General features: G+C 74.5%; 15 protein-coding genes. 8 read left to right on the forward strand and 7 right to left on the reverse strand.

Annotated features, from left to right (window positions below):
• Positions 1-147 precede the first annotated feature (147 nt).
• The gene (locus ACZ6RT_RS35030) at positions 148-1,248 is read right to left on the reverse strand and encodes a sensor histidine kinase (protein WP_470158297.1); all 1,101 of its coding nucleotides are present in this window, start codon (positions 1,246-1,248) and stop codon (positions 148-150) included.
• Between the two features lie 157 nt (positions 1,249-1,405).
• Here ACZ6RT_RS35030 and ACZ6RT_RS35035 point away from each other — a divergent pair, with 157 nt between their 5' ends.
• Positions 1,406-2,092 carry an ABC transporter ATP-binding protein gene (locus ACZ6RT_RS35035; protein WP_470158299.1) on the forward strand — a complete coding sequence of 229 codons (687 nt, stop codon included), beginning with the start codon at positions 1,406-1,408 and terminating at the stop codon, positions 2,090-2,092.
• Entirely contained in the window at positions 2,089-2,823 is a 735-nt protein-coding gene (locus ACZ6RT_RS35040) for an ABC transporter permease (protein ID WP_399195873.1), read from the forward strand. The genes ACZ6RT_RS35035 and ACZ6RT_RS35040 overlap by 4 nt, the downstream gene beginning before the upstream one ends.
• Before the next feature lie 109 nt (positions 2,824-2,932).
• Here ACZ6RT_RS35040 and menD read toward each other — a convergent pair whose 3' ends face one another.
• Positions 2,933-4,591 (reverse strand): 2-succinyl-5-enolpyruvyl-6-hydroxy-3-cyclohexene-1-carboxylic-acid synthase, encoded by a 1,659-nt coding sequence (gene menD, locus ACZ6RT_RS35045; RefSeq protein WP_470158300.1) that lies wholly within the window; start codon positions 4,589-4,591, stop codon positions 2,933-2,935.
• Positions 4,592-4,709: 118 nt separating this feature from the next.
• Positions 4,710-5,597, reverse strand: coding sequence for a 1,4-dihydroxy-2-naphthoyl-CoA synthase (gene menB, locus ACZ6RT_RS35050; RefSeq protein ID WP_470158302.1), 888 nt, complete (start codon positions 5,595-5,597; stop codon positions 4,710-4,712).
• Positions 5,598-5,674: 77 nt separating this feature from the next.
• Here menB and ACZ6RT_RS35055 point away from each other — a divergent pair, with 77 nt between their 5' ends.
• The 3 genes from ACZ6RT_RS35055 (at position 5,675) to ACZ6RT_RS35065 (ending at position 8,992) form a co-directional block, all read left to right on the forward strand.
• On the forward strand, positions 5,675-6,874 hold the full coding sequence (locus ACZ6RT_RS35055; protein WP_399195947.1) for an AMP-binding protein: 1,200 nt from the start codon (positions 5,675-5,677) through the stop codon (positions 6,872-6,874).
• Between the two features lie 43 nt (positions 6,875-6,917).
• A complete protein-coding gene (locus ACZ6RT_RS35060; protein WP_344905892.1) occupies positions 6,918-7,280 on the forward strand; it encodes a hypothetical protein in 363 nt (120 codons plus the stop codon).
• A 278-nt stretch (positions 7,281-7,558) separates the two neighbouring features.
• Positions 7,559-8,992, forward strand: a complete 1,434-nt coding sequence (locus ACZ6RT_RS35065) for an RNA polymerase sigma factor (protein ID WP_470158304.1) — start codon at positions 7,559-7,561, stop codon at positions 8,990-8,992.
• A gap of 179 nt (positions 8,993-9,171) precedes the next feature.
• Here the strand turns inward: ACZ6RT_RS35065 and ACZ6RT_RS35070 are convergent, their stop codons facing one another.
• Together ACZ6RT_RS35070 and ACZ6RT_RS35075 are read right to left on the reverse strand one after the other, a co-directional pair.
• Positions 9,172-9,381: an MbtH family protein gene (locus tag ACZ6RT_RS35070; protein WP_399195884.1), complete on the reverse strand. Its 210-nt coding sequence runs from the start codon at positions 9,379-9,381 to the stop codon at positions 9,172-9,174.
• 405 nt (positions 9,382-9,786) lie between these two features.
• Positions 9,787-10,188 (reverse strand): hypothetical protein, encoded by a 402-nt coding sequence (locus ACZ6RT_RS35075; protein ID WP_399195886.1) that lies wholly within the window; start codon positions 10,186-10,188, stop codon positions 9,787-9,789.
• Between the two features lie 190 nt (positions 10,189-10,378).
• Here ACZ6RT_RS35075 and ACZ6RT_RS35080 point away from each other — a divergent pair, with 190 nt between their 5' ends.
• Complete coding sequence (locus tag ACZ6RT_RS35080) at positions 10,379-10,969, forward strand: TetR/AcrR family transcriptional regulator C-terminal domain-containing protein (RefSeq protein ID WP_470158306.1); 591 nt, start codon at positions 10,379-10,381, stop codon at positions 10,967-10,969.
• A 542-nt stretch (positions 10,970-11,511) separates the two neighbouring features.
• Positions 11,512-11,703, forward strand: a complete 192-nt coding sequence (locus tag ACZ6RT_RS35085) for a DUF5999 family protein (protein WP_344908614.1) — start codon at positions 11,512-11,514, stop codon at positions 11,701-11,703.
• 143 nt (positions 11,704-11,846) lie between these two features.
• Here the strand turns inward: ACZ6RT_RS35085 and ACZ6RT_RS35090 are convergent, their stop codons facing one another.
• A complete protein-coding gene (locus ACZ6RT_RS35090) occupies positions 11,847-12,440 on the reverse strand; it encodes an alpha/beta hydrolase family protein (RefSeq protein WP_399195891.1) in 594 nt (197 codons plus the stop codon).
• Positions 12,441-12,585: 145 nt separating this feature from the next.
• On the opposite strand from ACZ6RT_RS35090, the gene ACZ6RT_RS35095 reads away from it, so the two are divergent.
• Entirely contained in the window at positions 12,586-12,933 is a 348-nt protein-coding gene (locus ACZ6RT_RS35095; protein ID WP_399195893.1) for a hypothetical protein, read from the forward strand.
• 57 nt (positions 12,934-12,990) lie between these two features.
• On the opposite strand, the gene ACZ6RT_RS35100 is transcribed toward ACZ6RT_RS35095, so the two are convergent.
• Positions 12,991-13,800, reverse strand: a complete 810-nt coding sequence (locus ACZ6RT_RS35100; protein ID WP_470158308.1) for a tetratricopeptide repeat protein — start codon at positions 13,798-13,800, stop codon at positions 12,991-12,993.
• Between the last annotated feature and the right edge of the window lie 113 nt (positions 13,801-13,913).

Here is a 13,913-nt window from a genome sequence, read left to right on the forward strand (position 1 = left end):
CCCCCCCCCCCCCCCCCCCCCCCCCCCCCCCCCCCCCCCCCCCCCCCCCCACTCCCCCCCCCCCCCCCCCCCCCCCCCCTCCCCCCCCCTCCCCCCCCCCCTTCCCCCCCCCCCCCCCCCCCCCCCCCCCCCCCCCCCACGGGCGGCTCACGCCGGAACCCGCAGGAGGACCTCGAAGCCCTCCGCGCCCGGCCGGGCGGCCAGCGACCCGCCGATCAGCTCGGCCCGCTCACGCATCCCCACCAGCCCGTACCCTCCCTCCGAGGGCACCGGCCGGTCCGGCGCACCTCCCGTGTCGCACACCCGCAGCTCGCACCAGTCGCCGGTACGGCGCAGCGCCACCGAGACCGCGGCGCCCGGCGCGTGCCTGCGCACGTTCGTCAGCGCCTCCTGGGCGGTCCTGGCCACCGCCAGCCGGGCCCCGGCCGTCAGCGAGCCGAGGTCGCCGGTGACCGAGACCGCGCAGGGCGCCCCGGTCGTCGACCGGAACTCCACGGCCAGCCGTTCCAGCCGCTCGGCCAGCGGCAGTTCCTGCCCGCGCAGCGCGTCGAGCGCCCGGCGGGTCTCCTCCAGCCCGGCCCGGGCCAGCCGCACGGCCCGGTTGACGCGGTCGAGGGCCGCGGCGGGGTCCTCGCCCCGCTCCAGCAGCAGCCGAGCCCCTTCCAGGTGGACGATCTGCGCCGACTGCGAGTGCGCCAGGATGTCGTGAACCTCCCTGGCCAGCCGTGCCCGGTCGGCCAGCACCGCCTCCCCCGCCCGCGCCTCGGCCAGCGCCGCGCCCTGCCTGCGGATCACCCTCATGTGCCGTACGAGGAACATGATGACGGCCGCGTAGGCCATCCCGAAGACGTTGCCCATCACCTCCCAGCCCTGCAGGCCTAACAGCAGGCCCAGGGCGGCCGTACCGGCGACCGCGACGACCACCAGCAGCACCGCGGGTCCCGTGCGGGCCCTGACCGGTGCGGCGAACAGCAGGGGGTAGAGCAGTCCCAGGCCGGTGTAGTGCTCGATCGCGTTCAGGGCGAGGCCCGCGGCGAGCGGGACCGCCAGCAGCAGGGCGGCGCGCCGCGGGTCGTCGTCCCGGAGCGCCCACAGGAAACAGCCGGTGGCGACCGCGCCGAGCACGAGGACCGGCGGTGCCCACGGCAGGCCGACCTGGACCGCGACCATGACCGGGCCGTACAGCAGGTACGCCCCCAGCAGGACGACAAGGAACCGGCGCACCGCGGGGCGACGGAGAAGGGTCACGAACGACAAGCTACCCGCGGCCTCCCCCGGGCGGCCATCGGCCCCGGGGTGGAGATCGTCTCCACCCCGGGCCCCCGGCCGCCTCCCCCGGGTGGACATCGCGCGGTCCACCCCCGGGACCGTGTGCTCCCACCCTCCTGGGGGCCATCGTCGAGGTATGTCAGCGATCAGTGTCACCCACCTCGGCAAGTCGTTCGGCGCGGTCCGCGCCGTGGACGACCTGTCGTTCACGGTGGAGCGGGGAACGCTCACGGCCTTCCTCGGCCCCAACGGAGCGGGCAAGACCACCACTCTCCGCATGATCCTCGGCCTGGTCACCCCCACCGACGGCACCACCGTGATCGGCGGCATGGCCTACCGCGACCTGGAGCGCCCCGTCTCGACGGTCGGGGCCGTCCTGGAGGCGACGGCCTTCCATCCCGGGCTCAGCGCCCGCACCCACCTGGAGGCGCTCCGGATCGCCGCGGGCCTGGAGGCCGGGCGCGTGGCGCACGTGCTGGAGCAGGTCGACCTCACCGACGCGGCCGACCGCAGGACCAAGGGGTTCTCGCTGGGCATGCGCCAGCGGCTCGCCCTGGCCTCCGCCATGCTCGGCGATCCGGAGATCCTCATCCTCGACGAGCCCGCGAACGGCCTGGACCCGGCCGGCATGCGCTGGCTGCGGGGCTTCCTGCAGGCCTGCGTCCACCGGGGCCGCACGGTCCTGGTCTCCACCCACGTCCTCGCCGAGATCGGGCAGATCGCCGATCAGGCGATCATCATCGGGAACGGCCGGCTCGCCTGGCAGGGCCCGCTCACCTCCCGGACCGACCTGGAGGAGCTCTACCTGGAGGTGACGCGATGAACCGCCTGATCCGCGCCGAGCTGCTCAAGGTGCGCGCGAGCCGCGTCACCTGGATCCTGGCCGCCCTCGCGCCCGTGATGTGCGTGGCCTGGGCGGCGCTGATGGTGGCCCTGCCCGGGGCGGAGGGCGCGCCGGCCGGCCGTCGGGCCGAGTCCGTGTACAGCATGGCCCAGCAGGCCTACGTCTTCGCCCTGCTGCTCGGCGTCCTCGGCATGGCCGGGGAGAACCGCCACCGTACGATCACCTGGCAGTTCCTGGTCAGCCCCCGGCGCGGCCGGGTGGTGGGCGCCAAGCTGGTCGTGTACGGGATCGTCGGGCTGCTGATCGGCGCCCTGTCCGCACTGGTCACGCTGGGAGCGGGCCTGCTCATGCTCGGGGCGGCCGACCAGCAGGTGTGGTCTTCCCGGGCGCCCGCGATCCTGCTCGGCTCGATGCTGGCCGTCACCCTGTACGGGACGTTCGGGGTGGCGCTGGGCGCGCTGATCCGCAACCAGGTCGCGGCGGTGGCGGTGGCGCTGATGTGGTTCATGTACGCCGACTACGTGCTCATCAGCCTCCTTCCCGCCCTGGGCAGGTGGCTGCCGACCGGGGCGGCCCGCGCGCTGAGCGGCATGCCCCTGCAGGGCGCCGAGCTCCTGCCCGTCTGGGCGGGCGGGCTGCTGTTCGCCGGCTACGTCGCGGTGCTCGTGCTCGCCGCCCGCGCCCTGACGCTCCGCCGCGACGTCACCTGAGCGGTGACCCCGCCCCCCGCGTCCCCGCGTCCCCCGCGTCCCCCGCGTCCTCGCCGTCCCGTACCGGACCCGGCGGGGACGTTCAGGACGTTCAGGACAGTCAGGATGTTCAGGACAGGGTGGCGCGGACGGCCGCCTGGGCCGCGTCGCGCATCGCGACGTGCAGCATCGCGTTGGACTCCCGGTCGGTCCGCACCTCGACCAGCCGCGGCCCCTCCCCGCGCAACGCCCGCTCCAGCCGCCCGGGCTCGTCCACGAACGTGTACGGCGTGCCGGTGGCCGCGGCCACGTGGCCCAGGTCCACCCCGTGCGCGGTGCCGAAGAGCCGCTCGAAGGGGTCGCGCAGCGCGGCCTGGGGCAGCAGCGAGAAGATCCCGCCGCCGTCGTTGTTCACCACCACCAGGCACAGGTCGGGGCGCGGCTCGCGGGGGCCCAGCAGCAGGCCGTTCTGGTCGTGCAGGAAGGTCAGGTCGCCCATCAGGGCGTAGGAGGGCCCGGTGTGGGCCAGCGCGGCGCCCATCGCGGACGACACCACGCCGTCGATCCCCGCCGCCCCCCGGTTCGCCATGATCCGCAGCCCCCTGCGGGGCCGCATCGCCTGGTCCAGGTCGCGGATCGGCATGGACGAGCCGGAGAACAGCAGCGACCCGTTGGGCAGCGTCTCGGCCAGGTCCCGGGCCAGGCGCGGCTCGCTCAGCCCGGAGGCGTCCATCACCTCGTCGATCGCGCCCCTGGCGGCCGACTCGGCGCGCCGCCAGGAGTGCAGCCAGGCGTCGTCGCCCGCGGCGACCGGGATCTCCACCACCTGGGCGACCTGGGTGGCCGAGCGGGTCGGGTCGGGCCAGCGGGTCAGGTCGGCGGCGACCACGATGTGCTCGCCGGCGTGCTTGAGCCAGTTCAGCAGGGGCCGCGACAGGCTCGGGCGGCCCAGGGTCACCACCACGTCCGGGCGGTGGGCGTCGGCGAACTCCGGCGTGCCGAGCAGGAAGTGGTAGGCCGACACGGCGTGGTCGCCGTAGCGGGCGCCGCCGCTGGGCTCCGACAGGACCGGCCACCCGGCCATGCCCGCGGCCGCCACGTACCGGCGCGTCCCGGTCGCGCCGTCGCCGACGACCAGCACGCCCCGCCGGGTCGGCGGCAGGTGCAGCGCCACCGGCGGCGAGGCCACCCGGGCGCGGACCCACGGGCCCTGGGCGTCGCCCTCCAGGGACTCGCACCAGGACTCGTCGCCGTCGGGGATCAGCGGCTCGCGGAAGGCCACGTTGAGGTGGACCGGGCCGGGGTCGTAGGGGCCCAGCGCGCGCTGGTAGGCCCGGCAGGCCAGCGACCGCCAGTAGGCGACCTGGCCGGGGCGTTCCTCGGGCACGCCGATCTCGCTGAACCAGCGCACGGCCGTGCCGTACATCTTGACCTGGTCGACGGTCTGGCTGGCACCGGTGTCGCGAAGCTCGGGCGGGCGGTCGGCGGTGAGCACCAGCAGCGGCACCCCCGACTCGTGCGCCTCGACGACGGCCGGGTGGAAGTTGGCGGCGGCCGTGCCGGAGGTGCAGATCAGGGCGACCGGGCGGCCGCCGCGGCGGGCCAGGCCGACCGCCAGGAAGGACGCCGAGCGCTCGTCCACCCGCACGTGCAGCCGGATGCGGCCGTCGGCGTGCACGGCCAGGGCCAGCGGCGTCGAGCGCGATCCGGGGGCGAGCACCACGTCGGTGAGACCGCAGCGGGCCAGCTCGTCGACCAGCACGGCCGCGAGCGCGGTCGCGGGATTCACCGCACCGCCTCCTTAACCCCCGTCCGGGGCGAGTCGCATCCGAAGGGCGCGCCGGGCCGGTCTCGTCCACCCGGGACGGCGCGCCGCAGGAGCGCGCCCTCCCGGATGCCCGTGACCGCTACGGACGGCGCGGGAACCTGCCGAAGTCGGGGGCGCGCTTCTCCTTGAACGCGTCGCGGCCCTCCTGCGCCTCCTCGCTCATGTAGTAGAGCAGGGTGGCGTCCCCGGCGAACTGCTGCATCCCGGCGGCACCGTCGGTCACCGCGTTCAGCGCGCCCTTGAGCATGCGCAGCGCCAGCGGCGACTTCTCCAGCAGCTCGCGGGCCCATTTGACCGTCTCGGCCTCCAGCTCGGCCAGCGGCACGACGGCGTTGACCAGGCCCCAGTCCAGGGCGGTCTTCGCGTCGTACTGGCGGCACAGGTACCAGATCTCGCGGGCCCGCTTGAGGCCGACCGTCTCGGCCAGCAGCCAGGAGCCGTAGCCGCCGTCGAAGGAGCCGACCTTGGGGCCGGTCTGGCCGAAGACCGCGTTGTCGGCGGCGATGGACAGGTCGCAGCAGACGTGCAGCACGTGGCCGCCGCCGATGGCGTAGCCGGCGATCATCGCGATGATCGGCTTGGGACAGCGGCGGATCTGCACCTGCAGGTCGAGCACGTTGAGGCGGCCGACGTGCGGGGTGGACTTGTCGACGTAGCCGTCGTCGCCGCGGATCTTCTGGTCGCCGCCGGAGCAGAAGGCCCGCTCGCCCGCGCCGGTGAAGATGATCACACCGACCTCGGCGTCCTCCTGGGCGACGTTGAAGGCGTCCTTGAGCTCGAAGAGCGTCGTCGGGCGGAACGCGTTGTGCCGCTCCGGACGGTTGATCGTGATCTTGGCGATGCCCTCGGCGGTCTCGTAGACGATGTCCTCGTACTCGCCGGACCTCTTCCAGTCGACCGTGACGCTCTCCCCGAGGGGCGTCCCCGCCCGCTCGTCCGCGCCCGGCCCGACCCGCTCCGTGCCCACGATCGCTTCACCCTCTCCGCTGCGCCGGGACCGTCCCCGGCCGTCGTCCGGCTTCCGGCACTAACCTTACGACCGTGATGACCGTTCCTGTGCACGAGGAGTGGCTTTCCGTGCCACGGGAGCTGCACGCCGTGGTCTCGGCGCCCGGACCGGAGCTGCTGCGGGCCGTCCGCGCGGCCCTGGACGGCGACGGCCCCGCCGTCCTGCCCCTGCCGCCCACCCTTCCGGCCCCCGCGCTGCGGGCGGCACTGGAGGCGCTGCGCCCCACCCACCTCGACGGGGTACGCCGGGCGGACGGGATCGGCGTCCCCGCCGGGGTGGCGGTGGTCATCGCCACCAGCGGCTCGACCGGCGCCCCCAAGGGCGTGCAGCTCTCCGCCGCGGCCCTGCGCGCCTCCGCGTCGGCCTCGCTGCGCCGCCTGGGCGCCCGGCCCGGCGAGCGGTGGCTGTGCTGCCTGCCGCCCTCCCACGTGTCCGGCCTCCAGGTCCTGGTCAGGTCGCTGCTGGCCGGGAGCGAGCCGATCGTGCACGAGGGCTTCTCCGCCGAGGCGGTGCTCGACTCCGGGGCCGACCACGTCTCGCTGGTGCCCACCCAGCTGCGCCGGCTGCTCGGCGCGGGGCCGTCCGGCCCGCCGGACCTGTCGAGGTTCGCGACCGTCCTGCTCGGCGGGGCCGCCGCGCCGCCGGACCTGCTCGCCGAGGCCCGCGCGGCAGGGGCCCGGGTGGTCACCACGTACGGCATGAGCGAGACCTGCGGCGGGTGCGTCTACGACGGCGAGCCCCTGGACGGGGTGGATCTGCGCGTCGGCGGCGACGGCCGGATCCGGCTGGGCGGGCCCGTGCTGTTCTCCGGCTACCGCCTCCGTCCCGACCTGACCGAGGCCGCCCGCGACGGCGACCTGTTCCTCACCTCGGACCTGGGGGTCGTGGAGGGCGGGCGGCTGCGCGTGCTGGGACGGGCCGACGACGTGATCAACACCGGGGGCGAGAAGGTGGTCGCCGCGGTGGTGGCCGAGGCGGTGGCCGCCCACCCCGCGGTCGCCGAGGCCGTGGTGGTCGGCCGCCCCGACCCCGAGTGGGGGCAGCGGGTGACGGCCGTCGTGGTCGCGGCGGACCCTCCCTCCCTGGCCGAGATCCGCGCCTTCGTCAAGGAGCGGCTGCCCGCCTACGCCGCCCCCGCCGAGCTGGTCGTCGTGCCCGGGATACCGCTTCTGGCCAACGGCAAGCCCGATCTGGAGGCCCTCCGTCATGGTCATGATCGGGAACCGTGGGGGTAGGGTCACACGTCCAAGGGACAGCCGAAGCAGGAAGGACCAGCCGATGAACGTCACGCACAGGACATGGGTCTCGGCCGGAGTCGTGGGCCTGGTCCTCGCCGGCGGCATCTCCGTCACGGCGGCCGCCGCGTCGGGCGGGATCGGCCGGACGGCCGAACCGGTGAGCACGCCCTCGAGCGAGCCGGCGCCGGTCGCCCCGCACGACCCCCTCCCGTCCGGCGACCCCCGCCCCTCCCAGGAGCCCTCGCCCACCGCGCCGGTCCCGCCCGCGGAGGACCACGTGGTCTCCAGGGAGATCAACCCCGACCCCGAGAAGATCGTCGGCTACTGGACCGAGGACCGGATGGAGGAGGCCGAGCCCTTCCCGATGCCGATCGTCGAGGGCCCGCTCGAGGTCGCCGAATAGGCTTCCGCGTCCGTTCTCCCCCGCACGTCCCCGCCCCGGGCCCGCACGCCGGAGACCTCGCCGGACGCGGGCCTGCGCGGCGGCCGGTCACGGGCGGACCCCCGGCCGGTCATGGAAAAAGGTGGTCCGCTCCCCGCATTTTCCCGGTCGAGCCGGGAACAGAAAGTTTCTCGCTGGGGTTATTGATACTGGTGCGCTGAGCGGCCCCCAGACCGCCCCACCCCACGACCGAGCAGACCGTTTCATTCAGACGACTCCGTGATGGAGGAGGTGTCCTCATGCCCCCAACCGCCGTGGCGACCTCATCTGAGGCCCCGTCGACCCTCGAACAGTTCCTCGACCGAGGGCGAGTCCAGGGCCATCTCTCACTCGCGGAGCTGCGCCACGCCTTCGCCGAGGCCGGTATCAGCCCCGCCGAGGGCAGGTCGATCCTGCGCGGCCTCACCGAGGCGGGCGTCAGCCTGGCCGCCGAGAACGAGCCCGCGCTCTCCTCGACCTCCGGCCGTAAGGCCAAGACCCCTCGCAAGACCGCCGAGCGCAAGGCCAAGGCCGCCCCCGCCAGGAAGGCCACGACCGAGCCGGCCGCGTCTCCCGCCAAGAGCAGGACCGCGACCAAGGCGGCCGACAAGGCCGCCGCGGGTACGGACAAGGCAGTCGAGGCCGTGGAGGCCGTCGACGGCGTCCCTGCCGACCTGGACGAGCTGAACGTGCCCGAGGCCGCCGAGCTGGAGGCCGTGGAAGCCGTGCAGGCCGTCGAGGAGCTCGAGGCGGAGCCGGCGCTGGACCTGGACGACCAGTCCTCGGTCATGGGCGACTCGGTGCACACCTACCTGAAGTCGATCGGCCGCCGCACCCTGCTCACCGCCGCCCAGGAGGTCGAGCTGGCCAAGCGGATCGAGGCCGGCCTGTACGCCGAGGCCAAGCTGGAGGCCGAGCCCGGCCTGTCCGCCTCCGCCCGCGACGACCTGGAGTGGATCGCCGAGGACGGCCGCCGGGCCAAGAACCACATGCTGGAGGCCAACCTCCGCCTGGTCGTCTCGGTCGCCAAGAAGTACACCGACCGGGGCATGGCCCTGCTCGACGTGGTCCAGGAGGGCAACCTGGGCCTGATCCGCGCGGTGGAGAAGTTCGACTACACCAAGGGGTACAAGTTCTCCACCTATGCCATGTGGTGGATCCGCCAGGCCATCCAGCGCGGTTTCGCCGACTCGGCCCGCACCATCAGGCTGCCGGTGCACGTGCTGGAGATGCTCTCCAAGCTCTCGCGCGTCGAGCGCGACATGCACCAGCGGCTGGGCCGCGAGCCCACGCCGGAGGAGCTGGGCGTCGAGCTGGACAAGACCCCCGACCAGATCGAGGAGCTGCTGCGCACCAGCCGCCAGCCGATCAGCCTCAACGCCACCATCGGCGACGACGGCGAGACCACCATCGGCGACCTGATCGAGGACGTCGACTCGCCCGAGGCGTCGGAGGTCGTCGACCGCCAGCTCCTTGGCGAGCAGCTCCGCGGGGTGCTCGGCAACCTCTCCCCCAGGGAGGCCAAGATCATGGCCCTGCGCTTCGGCCTCGTCGACGGCAAGCCCCACACCCTCGACGAGATCGGCAAGCACCTCGGCCTGACGCGCGAGCGCATCCGCCAGCTGGAGAAGGAGTCGCTGTCCAAGCTCCGCCACCCCAGCAACACCCGCCCGCTGCTCGACTGGGCGAGCTGACCGGCCAGCGGGTCGCCTGACCCGTCGCGAAGGGCGCCGCCGCGAGACCTCACGGTCCGCGACGGCGCCCTTCGTCGTGCACGGGGCCTCGTTGCGGCGATTCCCGTGCCCCCGGGGACCCCGGCCCTCGAGATCGTCGGGACCCCTCGGCGGTTTGGGTCCTGGTCCCGGAAGAGGCTCTAGCCCTCCATCCGGGCGACGAGGCTCCGGGGGCGCATGTCGGCCCAGGAGCTCTCGACGTAGGACAGGCATCCGGCGCGGGAGTCCTCGGCGTGGGCGACCTCCCAGCCCGCGGGGACGTCGGCGAACGCGGGCCACAGCGAGTGCTGCCCCTCGGCGTTCACCAGCACCAGGTAGGACGCGTCCTCGTCCTCGAAGGGGTTGGTCATCGGGTACCTCCGGCGACGGGCTCCCGGACGGCCGGGCCGGGGAGCGGGGGACGCGTACCCGGGAGAGGACCCCCGGGCACGCCATGGCGAAAGGGCACGGCGGCACGGTGAGGCCCGCGGCCCGCTTCTTCCGGCGTGACGCCGGGGTGAGCGGTCACGGGTTCGTCGTACCGTCGTTAGGAAAGGCTTACCTAAAATCGACCGGATCGACGTCGATGTCAAGGGTCCGCGCCATGAGCCGGATCACACCCCCCCGTGCCCGGTGCGGGAGACACCCGAAGCCCGGAGGGGACGCCGAGCGGTCGGGGCACGAAGAAGCCGCCCGCCGGCGCGGAGCGCGTGACGGGCGGCGAGGGATCGGACGACCCGGTCCCGCCGTCCGGACGGCGGGGAAAGGGGAAGGGGTCAGCGGGCCGAGGCCTGGACCGGGCGCGGGACCCGGGGAATGCCGGTCAGCCGGTTCTGCTCGCGCATGGTGCGCAGCCGGTTGACCTCGTCGGTCCACCCGGCCCCCTCGGGGGTGGCCCTGGCCCTGCGGCGGCGGATCCGGTCGTCGTAGGACCTGACCCCGAACGTCGCGCGCTGGTTGGCCTCGGCCGCGCGCAGGGCCTCGGTCAGCGCCCTGTCGAAGGCCAGACCGGCCGCCCGCACCACCTCGACCGGGGCCGCGGCGGCCTGCACCCTGCGCAGTTCGGCCTCGGCGGCGCGCGCCCTCTCCAGAAGCTCGGGGAAGCCCTTCCCGACCTCCTGGTCGGCGTGGTGACGAACCTCCGCCTCCCGGCTCACGCGCGGTCGGAAAAACGCCATCGTCCACCCTCTCTCACCGGCCGCCGGGCCCTTCTCCGGCAGATCACCGTTCGTAGCCTACGCCGTCCCGCGCCGGTCCACCGTCCCGGCCCGTCGTCCCGGCCCGCCCTCCCGACCGGCGCGGACGGAAGGCGGGACTCTCCGGCGCGCGGTCCTTTACGCAGTAAGGTGAAGGTGGCAGGATGATCACATGCCTGCCAAGCGACCACCCGTACCGCTCTCCCGGGAGCGCATCATCGACGCCGCCCTGCACATCGCCGACGGACAGGGGCTGCGGCGGCTGACGATGCGGCGGCTGGGCGACGCGCTCCAGGTGGAGGCCATGGCCATCTACCACCACCTGCCGCGCGGCAAGGACGCCCTGATGGACGCCCTGGCCGAGCACGTCACCACCGTTCACGTCGAGCCCGCGGCGAGCTGGCAGGAGAGCGCGAGGGCCTGGTGCCGGGCGAGCCGCGCCGCGCTCAGGGAGCACCCCGGGGTGCTGGCGCTGGCCCTGACCAAGCCTCCCAGGGGCCGGGCCGCGATCGCGATCAGGGAGCAGACCGACCAGCTGGCCGACGCCGGTCTCGCCGACGCCCCGGCGGCGGTACGCGCGCTGCGGGCCTACGTGTTCGGGGCGGTGGCGGTGGAGGTGCAGCAGTCGGGCTGGGCCGAGCCCGCCGACGATGACGACGAGCCGTGGCGCCCCCCGTCCCGGGGCGGCGGCAGCCCCGGCGCGGACGCCGACTTCGAGCACGGACTGGAGGCCCTGCTGGCCGGCCTGAGCGCCCGGGGATGAGCGTGACCCGGCCACCTCTCCCGACCGCCCCGGCCGTCCCCTGTCCGGTGCGGGCCCGGACCGGACCACGCCGATCCGGCCCCGGGACGAGGAGCACCGCCCGCACCGGTGCGGGCCCGGGCCCGCGGGAGAGGCCGGACGACGGGCCACCGGCGGGCTCCCCGGCGTGTCAGGAATCCGTCACCGATCGTTTACTCTCCGCTCGGCGTGTCACCCTTGGTCGAATGTCCTTATATCAGGCATGCTGTGTTATAGGTCACATCACGTGATACGGCCCTGAGGGACTGGCCCCCTCCGGTTCACAAACAGTCCTAACGGGCTATGTCGCCAAGGTGCGATCGATCGCACACTTGATCTGCTTGATGTACGGGCCTCGTTCTGTTACGAGCGCCTGTATGGTCATATGTCAACATTCAGATGCTCGTCCCCCGTCACACGTGGGAACGGAGTCCCATCGGTGACGGTGCCGCCGGATGTCCGATGCCCACTCCATGCCCGATGTGACCCGGGTGAGCCGACACGAGAGATCCGGAGGCACGCCGATGTGCCCGCACGAGCCGTCCTGTCCGTCCGCCGACGCGCTGGACCGCGAAGCCGCCCGCACCCTGGCGGCCCACCCCGAGCAGGGCTGGAGCCTGCTCTGCAACGGTGTGGTGCTGTTCGACGACACCGGCGAGCTCCTGCCCGACGGTGCCGTCATCGAGCCGCACCGGCCCCTGGTGGGCGTCGGCTGACCATCGGGTCACCCCGCCGGGCCGCCGGAGGGAGCCGGTTCGCACCGCGCCCGCCCCGGCAGGCCCTTCCCCGGGGGACGTGACGGCCGGATCCGGTCACAGGGACGGGTCACCCCGCCCCGGACCCCGTCGTCACCCCGCCGTCACCCCATCGTCGCGTCGAGCCACCCGGCGACCAGCTCTCCCACGCCCGCGGGATCCTTCGTGAGGTCGTGCCCCTCGCCCGGCAGTACCACCAGGCGGGCGGCGTCCGCCGCCTCGGGCACGCCGAACGGGTCGCGGTCCCCGTTCACCACCAGCACGTCGACCCCGGCCTCGCGCAGTTCCGCGGCGCGGGAGCGCTCCGGCTTCTTCGGCGGGTGCAGGGGGAACGCCAGCGCCACCACCGCGCGGGCCCCGACCGCCCCCGCCGTACGGCAGGCGACCCTGGCCCCGTTGCTCCGGCCGCCCTGCGCCAGCGCCAGCCCCGGGTAGCGCCCGCGCAGCTCCGCCACCAGTGCCCGCCACGCCTCGTCCTGCCTGGCGGCCGAGCCGGGCGCGCGAGCCCCCCGCATCCGGAACGGCTGCAGGACCCGGGCGACCGTCGCGCCGATCGCCGTCGCGGCGTCCCGTACGGCCAGCAGGTCGGGGGCGTCCACTCCCCCGGCCGAGCCGTGGGTCAGCACGAGCAGGAAACGCGGGTCGGCCACCTCGTCGATCTCCACCCGGGCCGGCCCGTGCGGGGTCGTGATCTCCATGGAGACCGTCCGGGGGGACGTGGCCCCGGGGACGTCGTCGTGGGACCCGGGAGGGACACCGTCGGGGGATGGGGGCCGGGAGACGGGCACGGATCTCGTCCTAACGACTGATGTCAGGCGGGCGGGCGGGGGCGACAATCGGAGCGTGCAGAATCATCACGATATCCGCCAGGACATGCGCGCCACCGTCGAGGCTCGCCGGGATCTCGGCCCGGAGTACGAGGCTGCGCTGATCGAGTCGTTCGTGTCGCGCCTCGACGCGACCATCGCCCAGCGGGTGCACGCGGAGGTGTACGCCGCCGAGGCGTCGAAGGCGCGGCGTCCGGGCAGGAACCCGTCGGTCGCGATCGCGCTGGGGTCGATGGGCATCGGCGTCCCGCTGACCGTCGTCGCGGCGGCCGAGGCGGGCACCGCCGGGCTGCTGCTGGCCTGGGCCGGCATCGTCGCGATCAACTTCGCCCACGCCGTGAACGGCTGGCGGGGACGCGACTGACGCCCCGGTCCGCCCCGCCGGCCGGCGCCGGCCGGTGCCGATCGGCGCCGGCCCGCCTCACAGGTCCCGGTCGAGCCGGAGCCTGACCTTCCCGGCCAGATCGGCGTCGGCGCTGTCGAGGCCGTAGCGCCAGACCCGCTCGGCGTCCTCGTCCCGTCCCCGCAACGGGAGCGTGCGGGCCAGCAGCTCGATGGCCAGCGCGCCGGTCTCCGTGTCGCCACCGTCGCCACCGTCGCCGTCGTCGCCGCCCTCCTCGACCGCGGCCGAGAACTCGGCGCACGCCAGCTCCAGGTGGGCGATGCCGAGCATCACCCTCAGCCGTGCCGCCTCGATCACCTCGGGCACCGAGAGGGCCTCCATGAGCACCCGTGCGGCCTCGCCCGGCTCGCCCTCCTCCAGGAACCCCTCGGCCAGCTCCTGGGCCGCGTGGGAGGAGATCTCCGGGTCGGCGGTGGCCAGGGCCTGGCGCAGCGAGCGCTCCGCCTCCTCGGCGTCGGTGGCGAGCCTGGCAAGGCCCATGTGCGCCGGGGGGACGTAGTCGGGGTGGCCGACGCCCAGGGCGGCCTGCCAGGCGGCGCGGGCCTGGGCGGTCAGGCCCTCCCGTTCGAAGCTCCCGGCGAGCAGGCAGGCGGCCTGGGCGGCGAACTCCGGGTGCCCGGTCGCCAGCGCGGTGCGCGCGGCCGCGCGGGAGCCGGGCACGTCCCCGCGCTCCTCGAGCACGACCGCGAGGCCCACCGCCGCCTGGGCGCGGTCGGGCTCGTCGGGGTCGGCGGCCAGCTCCGCGAAGATCGTGGCGGCGGCGTCGAGGTCGCCGGACTCGGCCAGTCTTCGCGCGGTGTCCAAGGGACGGGTGTCCACCTCAGGCATGCAGGGTCCTTCCCGGATACGGAGACGCCCCGAGCCTAACGACTCGGGGCGCCGTCCGTCCCGGCACATTCCGCGTGGATCTGCGGCCTGCACGGGGTTCGCGCGATCCGGGC

The organism is Streptosporangium sp. NPDC050148, assembly GCF_055586505.1.